The sequence below is a fragment of the Corynebacterium ulceribovis DSM 45146 genome (genome assembly GCF_000372445.1).
Taxonomy (GTDB): Bacteria; Actinomycetota; Actinomycetes; order Mycobacteriales; family Mycobacteriaceae; genus Corynebacterium; species Corynebacterium ulceribovis.
Genome location: NZ_AQUY01000001.1, coordinates 878,142 through 890,708, shown reverse-complemented (window position 1 = coordinate 890,708; position 12,567 = coordinate 878,142). Strand labels below are relative to the sequence as shown.

Annotated in this window: 14 protein-coding genes and 1 riboswitch; of the genes, 7 read left to right on the top strand and 7 right to left on the bottom strand. The window is 59.2% G+C overall.

Going from position 1 to position 12,567, the window contains the following annotated elements:
- Positions 1-16: 16 nt before the first annotated feature.
- Together A3EC_RS11310 and msrB are read left to right on the top strand one after the other, a co-directional pair.
- Positions 17-1,270, top strand: a complete 1,254-nt coding sequence (locus tag A3EC_RS11310; protein WP_018023905.1) for a glycosyltransferase family 87 protein — start codon at positions 17-19, stop codon at positions 1,268-1,270.
- Positions 1,224-1,649 carry a peptide-methionine (R)-S-oxide reductase MsrB gene (msrB, locus tag A3EC_RS0104095; RefSeq protein ID WP_026162187.1) on the top strand — a complete coding sequence of 142 codons (426 nt, stop codon included), beginning with the start codon at positions 1,224-1,226 and terminating at the stop codon, positions 1,647-1,649. Before A3EC_RS11310 ends, msrB begins: the two co-directional genes overlap by 47 nt.
- 34 nt (positions 1,650-1,683) lie before the next feature.
- On the opposite strand, the gene thiE is transcribed toward msrB, so the two are convergent.
- Positions 1,684-2,367: a thiamine phosphate synthase gene (gene thiE / locus A3EC_RS0104090; RefSeq protein ID WP_018023903.1), complete on the bottom strand. Its 684-nt coding sequence runs from the start codon at positions 2,365-2,367 to the stop codon at positions 1,684-1,686.
- A gap of 17 nt (positions 2,368-2,384) precedes the next feature.
- Positions 2,385-2,487, top strand: a riboswitch (TPP riboswitch).
- Here thiE and thiO point away from each other — a divergent pair.
- From thiO to A3EC_RS0104070, 4 genes are all read left to right on the top strand, one after another.
- Positions 2,480-3,646 (top strand): glycine oxidase ThiO, encoded by a 1,167-nt coding sequence (gene thiO / locus A3EC_RS0104085; RefSeq protein ID WP_018023902.1) that lies wholly within the window; start codon positions 2,480-2,482, stop codon positions 3,644-3,646. (Overlaps the previous riboswitch by 8 nt.)
- Before the next feature lie 2 nt (positions 3,647-3,648).
- The gene (thiS, locus tag A3EC_RS0104080) at positions 3,649-3,876 is read left to right on the top strand and encodes a sulfur carrier protein ThiS (protein ID WP_018023901.1); all 228 of its coding nucleotides are present in this window, start codon (positions 3,649-3,651) and stop codon (positions 3,874-3,876) included.
- Positions 3,877-3,878: 2 nt separating this feature from the next.
- Positions 3,879-4,676, top strand: a complete 798-nt coding sequence (locus A3EC_RS0104075; RefSeq protein ID WP_018023900.1) for a thiazole synthase — start codon at positions 3,879-3,881, stop codon at positions 4,674-4,676.
- The gene (locus tag A3EC_RS0104070) at positions 4,673-5,815 is read left to right on the top strand and encodes a ThiF family adenylyltransferase (protein ID WP_018023899.1); all 1,143 of its coding nucleotides are present in this window, start codon (positions 4,673-4,675) and stop codon (positions 5,813-5,815) included. Before A3EC_RS0104075 ends, A3EC_RS0104070 begins: the two co-directional genes overlap by 4 nt.
- On the opposite strand, the gene hemQ is transcribed toward A3EC_RS0104070, so the two are convergent.
- The 3 genes from hemQ to hemE form a co-directional block, all read right to left on the bottom strand.
- A complete protein-coding gene (hemQ, locus tag A3EC_RS0104065; RefSeq protein WP_018023898.1) occupies positions 5,812-6,513 on the bottom strand; it encodes a hydrogen peroxide-dependent heme synthase in 702 nt (233 codons plus the stop codon). The genes A3EC_RS0104070 and hemQ overlap by 4 nt on opposite strands.
- Before the next feature lie 73 nt (positions 6,514-6,586).
- Complete coding sequence (hemG, locus tag A3EC_RS0104060; protein ID WP_018023897.1) at positions 6,587-8,017, bottom strand: protoporphyrinogen oxidase; 1,431 nt, start codon at positions 8,015-8,017, stop codon at positions 6,587-6,589.
- A complete protein-coding gene (gene hemE / locus A3EC_RS0104055; protein WP_026162185.1) occupies positions 8,014-9,108 on the bottom strand; it encodes a uroporphyrinogen decarboxylase in 1,095 nt (364 codons plus the stop codon). Before hemE ends, hemG begins: the two co-directional genes overlap by 4 nt.
- Positions 9,109-9,203: 95 nt before the next feature.
- On the opposite strand from hemE, the gene A3EC_RS0104050 reads away from it, so the two are divergent.
- Positions 9,204-9,782: a DUF3000 domain-containing protein gene (locus A3EC_RS0104050; protein WP_018023895.1), complete on the top strand. Its 579-nt coding sequence runs from the start codon at positions 9,204-9,206 to the stop codon at positions 9,780-9,782.
- Between the two features lie 12 nt (positions 9,783-9,794).
- Here A3EC_RS0104050 and A3EC_RS0104045 read toward each other — a convergent pair whose 3' ends face one another.
- Genes A3EC_RS0104045 through A3EC_RS0104035 form a run of 3 tightly spaced genes read right to left on the bottom strand, consistent with a single transcriptional unit; the run spans position 9,795 to position 12,566 of the window.
- Positions 9,795-10,676, bottom strand: a complete 882-nt coding sequence (locus A3EC_RS0104045; RefSeq protein WP_018023894.1) for an ATP-binding cassette domain-containing protein — start codon at positions 10,674-10,676, stop codon at positions 9,795-9,797.
- Positions 10,673-11,641: an iron chelate uptake ABC transporter family permease subunit gene (locus A3EC_RS0104040; RefSeq protein ID WP_018023893.1), complete on the bottom strand. Its 969-nt coding sequence runs from the start codon at positions 11,639-11,641 to the stop codon at positions 10,673-10,675. The genes A3EC_RS0104045 and A3EC_RS0104040 overlap by 4 nt, the downstream gene beginning before the upstream one ends.
- Positions 11,628-12,566: an ABC transporter permease gene (locus tag A3EC_RS0104035; protein WP_040427911.1), complete on the bottom strand. Its 939-nt coding sequence runs from the start codon at positions 12,564-12,566 to the stop codon at positions 11,628-11,630. Before A3EC_RS0104035 ends, A3EC_RS0104040 begins: the two co-directional genes overlap by 14 nt.
- Between the last annotated feature and the right edge of the window lies 1 nt (position 12,567).

The following is a 12,567-nucleotide window of genomic DNA, read 5'->3' as shown; positions in this document are numbered from 1 at the left end:
AGGTAACCTCGACCCAGTGAGCACCACATCGACAATTGACCGCCCTGCATCCCTGGCAATGCCGCCCCAGGCCGCCCGCATCGCGACCTATGCGGCATGGCCCTTTGCCATTGCTGTGGCGCTGCACCTGATTTTCGTCGATGCCGTCAATGGCGCCGTCACCGATGACTTCACCACCGTGTGGAATGCGCTGCAGAAGTTCATCCACGGCGAACCGATTTACACCGAGCAGTACTGGACCGTCGATCCGCACTACCTCTACTCCCCTGGCGGCACACTGTTGCTGGCACCGTGGGCGTACCTACCGGATTTCGATTCGGCGCGGCTGCTGTTCATTATTGTCAACGCCGCGGCTGTGGCCGTCGGCATTGCGTTATTGACCAAGGCGGTCGGCTTTTCACGGCGGGGCCCCGCTTTGCCGTTGGGCCTGCTTGCCGTATTTCTCACCGAAACGGTGCAGAACACGCTCATCTACAGCAATATCAACGGTGTATTGTTTCTGCTGGTCACCGGCTATTTACTCTTGCTCCGAGCGGATCGACCATGGCTTGCCGGTCTGCTGCTCGGCATCGGTTTGACCATCAAACCCGTGGTTCTAGTGTTGTACTTCTTGCCGCTTATCAAGTGGCGCACCTGGTGGCCAGCCTTTATTTCCGGCGGCGCACTGACTGTCGTGTCCAACGCCATCGGCGCCTGGTTGATGGTCGCGCCAAGCCGGTATTTCACGGAGCTGCTGCCGTATCTCGGCGAAGTCCGCGACTTTTCGAATGCCTCGATTTCCGGGCAGGGCGTCTATTTCGGGGTGCCGGAAGGCTGGATTTTGTTCTGGCGCGTGGTCGTTGGGGTCCTAGTGCTGGCCACCTTGCTCCTGCTGCTGCGCTACCGCGACACGGAAGAATTGTTCTGGCTATTGACCAGCTCCGGGATGCTGTTGCTTGCCGGGTTTTCCCTGTCGTCACTTGGCCAGCAGTACTACTCCATGCTGTTGTTCCCGATGCTCTACACAGTGGTGCTGCGCCGGTCGGTGTTCCATAACCCTGTGGCGTGGGTTGCTGCGGCGCTCTTCCTGTTGGATTTGTCCTCGCGCATCAACCGCATTGGCATCACGTCAATGTGGGTTGGGTGGGCGGCCCCTGCGGTCGGCTGGGTGTTACTGATTGCAGTTTCGTGCTTTATGACGTTTTGGTGGCGTGCCTCGGATACGAATTCTCTAGACTCGGGGCATGACGACCAACGAGACGAATCCACAGAACTGGCAACAACTCACTGACGCGCAGTGGCGGGAACGACTGACTCCACAGGAGTTCCATGTGCTGCGAGAAGCTGGCACCGAGCCGCCGTATGTCGGCGAATACACGGACACTGAAACTGTTGGTGTCTATTCCTGTAGGGCGTGCGGCAGCGAACTTTTCCGCTCGGCAGAAAAGTTCCATAGCCATTGCGGCTGGCCATCCTTTTTCTCCCCGCTCGCTGGCGATCGGGTTATCGAACGAGTTGATAATTCCTTGGGCATGCGCCGCGTAGAGGTGCTGTGTGCAAACTGCCACAGTCACCTTGGTCATGTTTTCGAAGGTGAAGGCTACGACACCCCAACTGACCTTCGATATTGCATCAATTCGATTAGTCTGCGGCTCGACGCAGCCGAGTAGTCACCGAGTACTCACCGAGTAGTCACGTCGCGGCTTAACCAACCAGGTTCTTTAGTTCCCGAGCCGCGGCTTCTGGGTCGGCGGCATCAGCAATTGCCCGCACCACCACAATCCGCTGCGCACCAGCAGCCATAACCTCAGGGGTGGTGTCGGCGTTGACTCCCCCGATGCCCCACCATGGTTTATCCCCGCCCACATTGGCCACATGCTCAGCGACTGCTCGCACGGTGTCAAGGCCAACAGCAGGCCGCCCTGGCTTCGTTGGGGTCTCCCACACCGGCCCGATTACGGCGTAGTCCAGTTCCGGGTCGGCATAGGATTCAGCGAACTGCACCAGCGAGTTGTTGGACCGCCCGAGTAGCACGTCTGGCCCAAGTACTCGGCGCACTTGCTCCGACGTGAGGTCTTTCTGTCCAACGTGAAAGACATCGGCTCCCGTCAATAAGCACACATCTGCGCGGTCATTGGCGGCAAACAATTTATCGTGTTGCCGGGCAACGTCACCAAGCAACTCCAACGCGGCAATTTCCGCGCGGGCCTCAATCCTTTTATCCCGCAGCTGAATAATGTCTACGCCACCTTCGTAAGCCGCGTGCAGAAACTCCTCAAGGTCGCCTTGTTCGCTGCGGGAATCAATGCAGAGGTACAGGCGGGCGTCGGCGAGCTTCTCGGCTCGGGTGCGGCGCAGGTCGGAGGGCTGGTGTGACGATGCATTCATGGCTCCTATACTAGTGAGAGGAAATCCGCGGGTGCCTATTTCGGGCTGAGAGAGCACTGCTCAACCGCTTTGAACCTGATGCGGGTCATGCCGCCGGAGGGAGAGATTGCATATGGGCAACGCCCAACACACACCACAGTCTGCACTGGTCATCGGTGCCGGAGTCATTGGCCTGGCTACGGCTTGGCGGCTGCGGCAACGCGGTGTGAGTGTCACCCTCGTGGACCCAGAGCCGGGCTCTGGCGCAGCATATGCGGCGGCCGGGATGCTCGCCCCCATCACCGAAGTGGTGTGGGACCAGCCAGGCCTCTACCCACTAATGATTGAGTCGGGGCGCCGCTACCGTAGCTTCGCCGAGGAAATCGTCGCCGAGTCTAGGATGGACGTCGGGTATCTGGAAACGGAAACGATCGTCGTGGCTGGCGATAGTGCTGACCGCACCACGCTGCGGGAGTTGATGGCGCTGCAGTCCGATTTGGGTATGGCAGTGGATATGGTCACCGCGACAACCGCCCGCCAGCTGGAGCCGGGGTTAGGCCCGAAGATTTCCGGCGCGGTGCACGTCCCGTCCGACCACCAAATCAATCCGCGTTCGTTGTGCGCGGCGTTAGTACATGTGCTTGCTGACGCGATGGTGTACGACAAAGTCACACAGCTCACTTGGTCTGACGGCCGGGTAACCGGCGTGCAGCTGGAGTCTGGCCGCGAACTGTCTGCCGATGTCACTGTGGTCGCCGCCGGCGTTGATATTCCAGAAATTGGCGGGATGCCAGAGGCCGTGCAGCTGCCGATCCGTCCTGTGCACGGTGATGTCCTGCGCCTTCGCGTTCCGCAACATCTGCAGCCGCTGGTCACACGAGTGGTGCGCGGTGTGGTGCAGGGTCGGCCGGTGTATATCGTGCCGCGCGCCGACGGCACTATTGTGCTGGGTGCCACCAGCCGGGAAGATTCCTGCGCTGGAGTGTCTGCAGAAGGTGTGTACCAGCTGCTGCGCGATGGCCAGCGCATTGTGCCAGGGCTGGTGGACTGCGAAATCTACGAAATGACGGCCCGGGCACGACCAGGTTCCCCAGATGATGTGCCGCTGATTGGCTACATCGCCGATGGACTGGTGCTTTCCGGTGGTTTCTTCCGGCATGGAATATTGCTCACCGCAATTGGCGCTGATCTAACTGCAGACATTATTACTAACGAACCCATTGCCCCAGAGTTTGCGCAGGCAATCAACCCGCTCCGATTCTCTACCCCAGCAATGACGACACAAGAAGGAAGCGTGTAACCATGACTACCGTCAACGGTTCGGATTATCAGCCACACCAAGGCGAAACAATTAAGGACCTCGTCGCTACCACCACCGGCCGCGAGCTCGATGATGCCGGTCAGCCTGTCGATGGTTCCCGGCTGGGGGTCGCCGTCGCTGTCGACGATGCGATTGTGCCGCGTTCACAGTGGGCCACGACGCCAGTTGCTGGCGCCATCGATATTGTCACTGCTGTTCAGGGAGGCTAACCATGACCACTGACGTCGCACTGAAAATTGGCGAGCTGGAGCTATCCTCCCGGCTGATTATGGGCACCGGCGGTGCGTCCTCCATGGACACGCTGGAACGCGCACTCATTGCTTCGGGGACCGAATTGACCACCGTCGCAATGCGCCGCTATTCCCCGGCGACCGGCACGAATCTCTTTGAGCTGCTGAACCGGAACAATATTGTGGTGCTGCCAAATACTGCCGGCTGCTACACCGCCCGGGACGCGGTGCTCACTGCGCAGCTGGCCCGGGAGGCATTGGAAACCAATCTGATCAAGCTGGAAGTCATCGCCGATGAGGACACGCTGCTGCCTGACCCAGTAGAGCTTGTAGCCGCCGCTGAGCAGCTGGTCATGGACGATTTCACCGTCATGGTGTACACCAATGACGACCCTGCACTTGCTAAACGCCTCGAAGATGTTGGCTGCGCGGCGATTATGCCAGCTGGTTCGCCAATTGGCACTGGACTCGGCATTTTGAACCCGCACAATATTGAGCTGATCGTCGACCGCGCGAACGTCCCAGTCATTTTGGACGCCGGGATCGGCACCGCGTCGGAAGCGGCGCAGGCGATGGAACTCGGCTGCGACGGTGTTCTGCTCGCTACTGCGGTCACCCGCGCGCACAACCCAGAGCAGATGGCAACTGCAATGCGCCGGGCGGTCGAAGCAGGTTACCTTGCCCGCCACGCTGGCCGGATTCCGCGTCGTCGCTTGGCACAGGCAAGCTCCAGCTTCGAGGGCATTATCACTGGTAGCCGGGAGGCGGACAGCCTGTGAGGCCACTTGTTGCACCAGGTGCTGAGCTCACCCCTGAGCAGTCCGCCCGCTACGCCCGCCACCTCACCTTGCCGGGAATAGGTTCGCTAGGCCAGCGCCGACTACTCAACGCCAAAGTGCTGGTCATTGGCGCCGGTGGTTTGGGCTCTCCGACCATTTTGTATTTGGCGGCCGCCGGGGTTGGCCACATCACGATTGTCGACGATGACCGCGTTGAAGCGTCTAATCTGCAGCGCCAAGTCATCCACGATACGGATGCGATTGGCATGCTTAAGGCCGAGTCTGCCCAGGCCCGCGCCCAAGCACTGAACCCAGATGTCACTATTGATGTGGTGCCGCAGCGTCTCGGCGTCGATAATGCCGAAGCGCTCTTCGCCGCCCATGATGTGGTGCTCGACGGAGCCGATAACTTCGCCACCCGCTACCTGTCTAACGATGCATCGGAGCTGACCGGTACCCCACTGATTTGGGGCACCATCGCCCAGTTCTCCGGCCAAGTTTCTGTTTTCTGGCCGGGCGAAGGCCCCATGCTGCGTGATCTTTTCCCCGATATCCCAGCCGCAGATTCCGTCCCGAACTGCGCAGCCGGTGGTGTCCTCGGCGCAATGGTCGGCGTCGTCGGCTCAACGATGGCCGTGGAGGCCCTAAAAGTCATCACCGGTGTCGGCACCCCTGCAGTCGGCAAATTGTTGCTTATTGACGTATTGGAAAACACGCAACGAGCACTGTCTTTCAAGCCGGACCCAGACCGGCCGAAAGTCACGGGCTTGGCCGAACTGGCTGAGGTATGCGCAGCGGCGACCCCGCCGGCAGAAATCACTGTCACTGAGCTGCAGAAACGGTTCGATGGTGATGGTAGTACCCGGCCGTTCATTCTTGATGTTCGAGAGCCGGAAGAACTTGCTGACGGTACGATCCCGGGTGGTATTCAGGTTCCGTTGGGCCAAGTTGAGCAGTTGGGATGGGCTGGCGTGAGCAACCAGTTGCCTGAGCTGGCGGCTGCGTCTGAAGTGGTTGTGCACTGCCGTTCTGGGGTCCGGTCGGCTAAGGCTATTCAGGAATTGAAAAAGCAGGCCCCAGCCACGGTGACGTGGTGGAACCTGCAAGGCGGCATGCTTGCCTGGAACAGCGCTAGTTAAGGCAGCGTGGTGATGATTTCGGCGATGTCCGCGACTCGGCGGCCGGTGAAGAATGGGACTTCTTCGCGCACGTGCAGGCGCGCTTCGGTGTAGCGCATCTTGTACATCAGCTCCAGAATGCGTTCTGGGGCCGGCGCTTCAAACGCCAGGATCCATTCGTAGTCGCCCAGGCCGAAGGCTGGCACCGTGTTGGCACGGACGTCTGGGAAGTCTCGGGCGTTCGCGCCGTGCTCCGCGAGGATGCGGCGACGTTCCTTCGGTTCCATGAGGTACCACTCGTAGCTCCGGATGAATGGGTAGACGCACAGCCAAGCACCTGGTTCTTCGCCCATGATGAAGGACGGCAGGTGCGACTGGTTGAATTCCGCTGGCTGGTGCAGCGACATTTCGGACCATTCGCAGATGGAGATTTGACCCAGGGTGGTTTCGCGCAGGAATGCCTTGTAGAACTCCTGGAGTTCTTCTGCGGTTTCGGCGTGGGCCCAGATCATGAAGTCAGCTTCGGCGCGCAGACCCGAGATGTCGTAGATACCACGGATCTCCAGATCGGCGTCGTCGTACTGTGCGAAAAACTCGCGTGCGTTAGTGACGGCCGCGTCGCGGTTTCCGTCAAGTGCTCCCTGCTCAGCCTTGAAGACTGAGATCAAGGAGAACCGTTTCATTTCATTCAGCTTTTTGAAGTCAAGACGCTCTGCCATAGGTCAAAGGTTACCCTAACTGAAACTAATTAGAAGTACCCTACCCCCTATTTGCGCCAGCTCCCTTGAGAAACTATTTCCGCAAGTCAGCGACGATTTTATCCGCAGCGGCGTAGGCACTATTCAAACAAGCTGGCACGCCAACGCCAGACATGAATGCCCCAGCAATGGCAACACCTTCAGTCTCAGCCAACTCTGCGTTCGCGATCTCCATCAATCGGCTGTGGCCAACCCCATATCGAGGCAATCCACCCCACCACCGCTGCACCAGAGTTTCTGCTGGCTCCTGCGCAAACCCAGTGATGGTTTCCAAGTCAGCAACAGCCATCGCCACTAGGTCGTCGTCAGACTGGTGCACCGCCCAGTCGTCCTTGAACCGGCCAAAGCTAGCTCGCACAATGGCACCGCCACGGTCACCCAAATGTGGCCACTTCCGCGACGAGAACGTAAAGGCCTTCGCCTTTACTGGTGCGTCTGCGGCAATCAAAATGCCAGAGTGCTGCGGCAGTCCCGCATCCGAGTCGTAGCGCAGCGCCACTACCGCGGAACTAGCCAAATCCACCGAACCGATAATCTCAGCTGCGTCAGCGTTCAGTTCAGTGAGCAGTTTCGCAGTGGCATCAGCAGGTGCCGCCACAACCACAGCATCAACATCGATGCGGTCCACTTGGTCACCCTCGGAGTCGATGCGGCGCGACTCGATGGTGAAGCCACCAGAGGTCCGCGCAATCGCTTCCACCCGAGTGCCATAACGCACCTCTGCATCACTGCGGTCAATCAAAGCGTCAATAAGCTCCCTATAACCGCAACTAAGGGTGTTGAACACTGCCTTTCGGCCGGCGCCGGGTTGCAACGTTGGGCGGCGCGCAATAATTCGGGACACTGCCCCGGTCACTGACGCAGGTTCACCTTCGGCAATCATCGTGTCGAGTTCTTGAGCCAGTTGCGGTACCGCAGCGCGCACACCCAAGTCGTCGGCCAGGGCTGAATACACCCCGCCGATGAGCGGTGACGCGATGTGGTCGACAACCTGCTGGCCGAGGCGTTCCCGAATCAGGGTGCCCAAGAGCATGTCATCGCCCGGTTCCCACGGCAGCGGGATTGCCTTAGCTGGGTCGCCTTCTGCGTCAATTTTCGCAGCGGTGTCGGCGTCCACGAGGCCAGCCACCGACTCTGACGAAGCCGGGATCCCCATCAAGGTTGCCTTCGGCATGTCATGGAGCGCACCGTTGCAGTACAGCGCCGAGCTAGCCTGCGACGGTTCGACTACATGGTCAGACAAGTCCAAACGGCGGACTAGGTCGGTGATCTCAGGGCGCACCGCGAGCCACGCTTCCGCGCCGATTTCCACCGGTCCGGTCGCCATGTCGGTTGTGCGCAGTTTGCCACCTGCCTGCGCTTCTCCTTCAAAGACGATGATTTGAGCTGCTGGCAATTCACGGCGCACGGACCAGGCGGCAGTTAGGCCGCTGATACCTGCGCCGACGATGGCGACGGTAGTCACAGTTTGTGTACTTCTTCCACGGTTCGGGTGATGACATCAGGGTCTGTGGTTGGCAGGACCCCATGTCCCAGGTTAAAGATGTGGCCGCGAATTGTCTCGCGGGCCAAGGAGCGGTCCGCTTCCCGGCAAATGCGTGCCACTTCGGCATTGACAACATGCTGGCCGGCGAAGAACACCGCTGGGTCCAGGTTGCCCTGCAGCACCTTGATGTGCTTGGTGCGCTCGCCGGTCGGCTCAGCGACGGCCAGTTCATTGTTAATCCGGGCGGCAGCCACATCCAGCGGTACCCGCCAGTCCACGCCGACGCATTCGGTGCCGGCTTCCGCCATGGAACCGAGCAGCTCGCCTGTGCCCACACCAAAGTGGATGCGCGGAACCTGGCCGTCAACCGCGGCCATGATTTCCGTGGAGTACGGCAGGACATACTGGCGGTAGTCGCGGCGGGTGAGGTAACCAGCCCAGGAATCGAATAGCTGCACTGCATCGACACCGGCATCAATCTGTGCCTGCAGGAAGGCAATGATGGTCGGGGTCAGTCGGCGCATCAGCTTGTGCCACAGTTCAGGGGCGCCGAGCATCATGGCTTTGGTCTTCTCATGATTCTTCGACGGACCGCCCTCAATCAGGTAGCTAGCCACCGTAAATGGCGCGCCCGCAAAACCAATCAACGCCTGCGTATCCGACAGTTCCCCCAAGATTTGGGCGATACCGGCTTGGACTTCCGGAATGCCATCGACGGTGAGGGTCGGCAGGTTGTCAATGTCCGCTTCAGTTTCAATGGGCTTATCGACGACAGGGCCGCGGCCTGCAACAATATCGATCCCAAGTCCGGCAGCTTTCAGCGGAACGACGATGTCAGAGAACAAAATAGCGGCATCAACGTCGTGGCGGCGTACTGGCTGCAACGTGATTTCGGCGAGCAGCTCCGAGTTGAAGCAGGATTCCAGCATTCCCACGTTCGCGCGAATTTCACGGTATTCGGGCAGAGACCGGCCAGCCTGGCGCATAAACCATACTGGGCGCCGGGAAGGGGTCCGGCCGTTAAGAGCCGCAACTAGTGGCGCGCCTGGGATATCACGTCGTTGAGTCATGGCTCCATCATGCCCTAATTCCCAGATAACGCTATAATCTCGACCCCGGCGCGCCTACCCACTATGGGCGTGGTTGGAGATTAGGTTTCCAAGTTGTGACTACCTCTGAAGCCACCACCCCTGAAGCATTCAGCGCTGCTGTTGAGTCCATGCTCGCTGCGCGGCTCCGCCCGGAGATTTCCGTCGGGCCGATCCGGCCGCCGCAACGCTTGGCTCCATATTCGTATGCGGTTGGTTTAGAGATCACGCAACCTCAAGACGATGACGCCACAGATGCGTCAGGCGGGGACGCCTTTGGTCGGCTGATTTTATTGCACGACCCAAAGGGCGAAGAGACATGGCGCGGTTCGATGCGCCTCGTGGCATACATCCAGGCGGATATGGATGCACAAGTCGCTGAAGACCCGTTGTTGCCGCAGGTAGCGTGGCAGTGGCTCACCGAAGGGTTGCAGACCACTGGCGCGGAATTTAGCTCTTTGGGCGGCACCGTCACCGCCACTCAGTCGGTGCGTTTTGGTGATCTTGGCGGCCCGCCGCAGGCCTACCAGCTGGAGATGCGTTCCAGTTGGACTGCGGAGTCGGAGGACCTCGGCCCGCATGTTGAGGCTTTTGCCAAGCTACTGGCGAACGTGGCGGGCTTGCCGCCGGAAGGTGTCCGACTGCTCGGCCAGTAGCCATACTGTCAGCTAGCCGCCGATGCAGCGGCCGCGTGGGCTGGGCGTTCCCAAGTGCACAGGACCGGCATCAAACTCCGAGTCCGGCTCCCACACTGGCATGGCGCGGTGCCACGCTTGGTGCTTGCCGGTACCGCGGCGAAAGTACATGGCGATGGAGCGGCCTGAGATTTCGGCAACATCCATTTCCATGTCGTAGAGGCTCGACAGCACCGCCGGGCGCATGACCTGCGACGGGGTGTCATGGATGACCACTTCACCATCTTTCATCGCCAGAATCCGGTCGGAGTAGGCCGCAGCAAAGTTAATGTCGTGAATCACGATGACAATCGTCTTGCCGAGTTCATCGGCAGCTTTGCGGGCGAGCTCCATCATGGCGACGGAATATTTGATGTCCAGGTTGTTGAGTGGTTCGTCCAGCAAGATGACGTCGGTGTCTTGCGCCAGCACCATCGCGACGAATGCACGTTGACGTTGCCCACCGGACAGTTGGTCTAGGTAGCGGTGCTGTAGGTCAGTGAGGTCGAGATAATCTAACGACTGGTCGACATGCACTTTGTCTTCAGCAGTCAGCCGACCCTGGCTGTATGGGAACCGGCCAAACTCAACGAGTTCACGGACGGTAAGCCGCACTGCCACGGTGTTTTGCTGCCGCAGAATCGCCAGCCGCTTCGACAGCTGGTCCGATTTGGTGGTCTGTACATCGAGGCCGTCAACGGTAATAGTTCCGGTATCTGGTGCCGAGAGCCTAGCCATCATTGTCAGCAAGGTGGACTTTCCGGCACCGTTGGGGCCAATGACACAGGTGACGCCACCGGTCTGAATTTCCAGAGAAACGTCTTTAATAACTTTGGTGTCGCCAAAGGATTTACTGACGTGGTCAACGACAATCATCGTGCGCCAGCCCCCTTTCGAAGTAGCAGATACAAGAACATCAAACCGCCGAGGAATTCAATAATCACCGACAGGGACGTATCGAAGGAAAAGACCGTCTTCAAAATCATCTGACCGCCCACCAGTGCAATCACTCCGATGAGTACTGCAGCCGGCAATGTCCACGAATGTCGATCAGTAGCCATCAGCTGATACGCCAAGTTAGCTACCAGCAGGCCGAAGAAGGTCACCGGACCGACCAATGCCGTGGCGGCAGAGACCATGATGGAGACCATAACCAGCACTAGGATCAGCTCGCCGCGCCAGTTGATCCCCAAGTTGATGGATAAATCCCGACCGAGCAGCATAACGTCATAACGCTGACGCCGAAGCCAAACAACCAGGACGCACAGGCCGACGAGCACCGAGGTGACCAACAGCAGGGAACTATTAACAAAGCTGAACTTGGCGAAGAAGCTATCCTGCAGGACCTGGTACTCGCCCGGGTCGAGCATCCGCTGCAGCAGCGACGCGAGGGTGCGGAAGAACACGCCGACCACAATGCCGATGAGCAGCAATAGGTCGATGCCGGTGCCGCCGCGGCCAAACACCAGGCCAAACAGGAGCAAGGAGAATCCGACCATCAGTACGGTGTTGATGGCAAAACTGGCGATGTCGTTCCCACCGAGCGCATATGCACCGAAGAGGAAGACCAGCACGGTCTGAATCAAAATATACAGCGCGTCGTAGCCCATCAGGCTTGGTGTCAAAATGCGGTTCGCGGTGACTGTTTGGAACAGCACCGTGGACACACCAATCGCGATGGCAACCACAATCAAACCAGCCAACGTGGTGGCGCGGCGCGGCAGAATAAACTGCCATGCCTTCGGCAGATCCCAGAACAGGAAAAAGCCCGAAAGAGCCACTGCAATGGCGAGCATCACCACAATAATGAGCAGCCGCGGACGAGAATCAGACTTGAGCACGGTTCCTCCTCAGCAGCATGGTCAAGAAAATGGCGCCGCCCACGACACCCACGACCGTCCCGACTGGCATTTCGAATGGGTAGCGAATGAGGCGACCGATGATGTCGCAGGACAAGGTAAAAATTGCTCCGAATAGTGCTACCCACGGCAGCGACTTTCGGGCGTTATCCCCCATCCATAAAGACACCAAGTTGGGCACGACCAATCCAAGGAATGGGATGGAACCGACAACGGTGACCACGATAGCGGCCACCGCTGCGACAATCGCCAGGCCAAGCGCTTCCATTCGGCGGTAGTTCAGCCCAGCATTGACTGCGTAGGCCTCGCCTAGCCCAACGAGGGTGAAGCGATCCGCGGCGATGTACGCCACGATAAGGGCGAGAGCAACTAGCCACAGCAACTCATAGCGGCCACGAATGGTGCCAGCGAAAGAACCAAGCGTCCACGCGTTCAGCGATTGCAGCATGTCGAATTGGTAGGCATAAAACGTAGTGACGGCACCGATAACACTGCCGAGCATGATGCCCACCAGCGGAACGGTAAAGCCACCGCGGTGCTTAATGGAACGAATAGCCAGCAGGAACACTGCAGTACCAGCCATGGCGGTGGCTGCGGCAACGAACATTTTCCAGCCGATAGCGGTCGACGGTGCAAGCACACTGACTGCCAACAGACCCAAAGTGGCAGATTCAGTTGTGCCGACCGTGGAAGGTTCCACGAATCGGTTCTGGGCAAGAAGTTGCATCAGCATTCCGGCGATTCCGAGTGCGGCACCGGCCAAGATGGCGGCGGCGGTGCGTGGGACTCGGGAAATTGCCAGAATGTCCGAGCTGGTGTCGGAGACTCCGATAACCAGGCTAAGCCCTGCCAGCATCGCAAGTGCGATTACTGCCAGGGCTAGCCACGTAAGATTGCGTGATTTCACG

What these genes read in the sequence shown, in the direction of transcription:
- msrB (WP_026162187.1), top strand. Translation starts at nt 1,224, where the DNA reads ATGACGACCAACGAGACGAATCCACAGAACTGGCAACAACTCACTGAC.
- thiE (WP_018023903.1), bottom strand. Translation starts at nt 2,367, where the DNA reads ATGAATGCATCGTCACACCAGCCCTCCGACCTGCGCCGCACCCGAGCC.
- thiO (WP_018023902.1), top strand. Translation starts at nt 2,480, where the DNA reads ATGGGCAACGCCCAACACACACCACAGTCTGCACTGGTCATCGGTGCC.
- thiS (WP_018023901.1), top strand. Translation starts at nt 3,649, where the DNA reads ATGACTACCGTCAACGGTTCGGATTATCAGCCACACCAAGGCGAAACA.
- A3EC_RS0104075 (WP_018023900.1), top strand. Translation starts at nt 3,879, where the DNA reads ATGACCACTGACGTCGCACTGAAAATTGGCGAGCTGGAGCTATCCTCC.
- hemQ (WP_018023898.1), bottom strand. Translation starts at nt 6,513, where the DNA reads ATGGCAGAGCGTCTTGACTTCAAAAAGCTGAATGAAATGAAACGGTTC.
- hemE (WP_026162185.1), bottom strand. Translation starts at nt 9,108, where the DNA reads ATGACTCAACGACGTGATATCCCAGGCGCGCCACTAGTTGCGGCTCTT.
- A3EC_RS0104045 (WP_018023894.1), bottom strand. Translation starts at nt 10,676, where the DNA reads ATGATTGTCGTTGACCACGTCAGTAAATCCTTTGGCGACACCAAAGTT.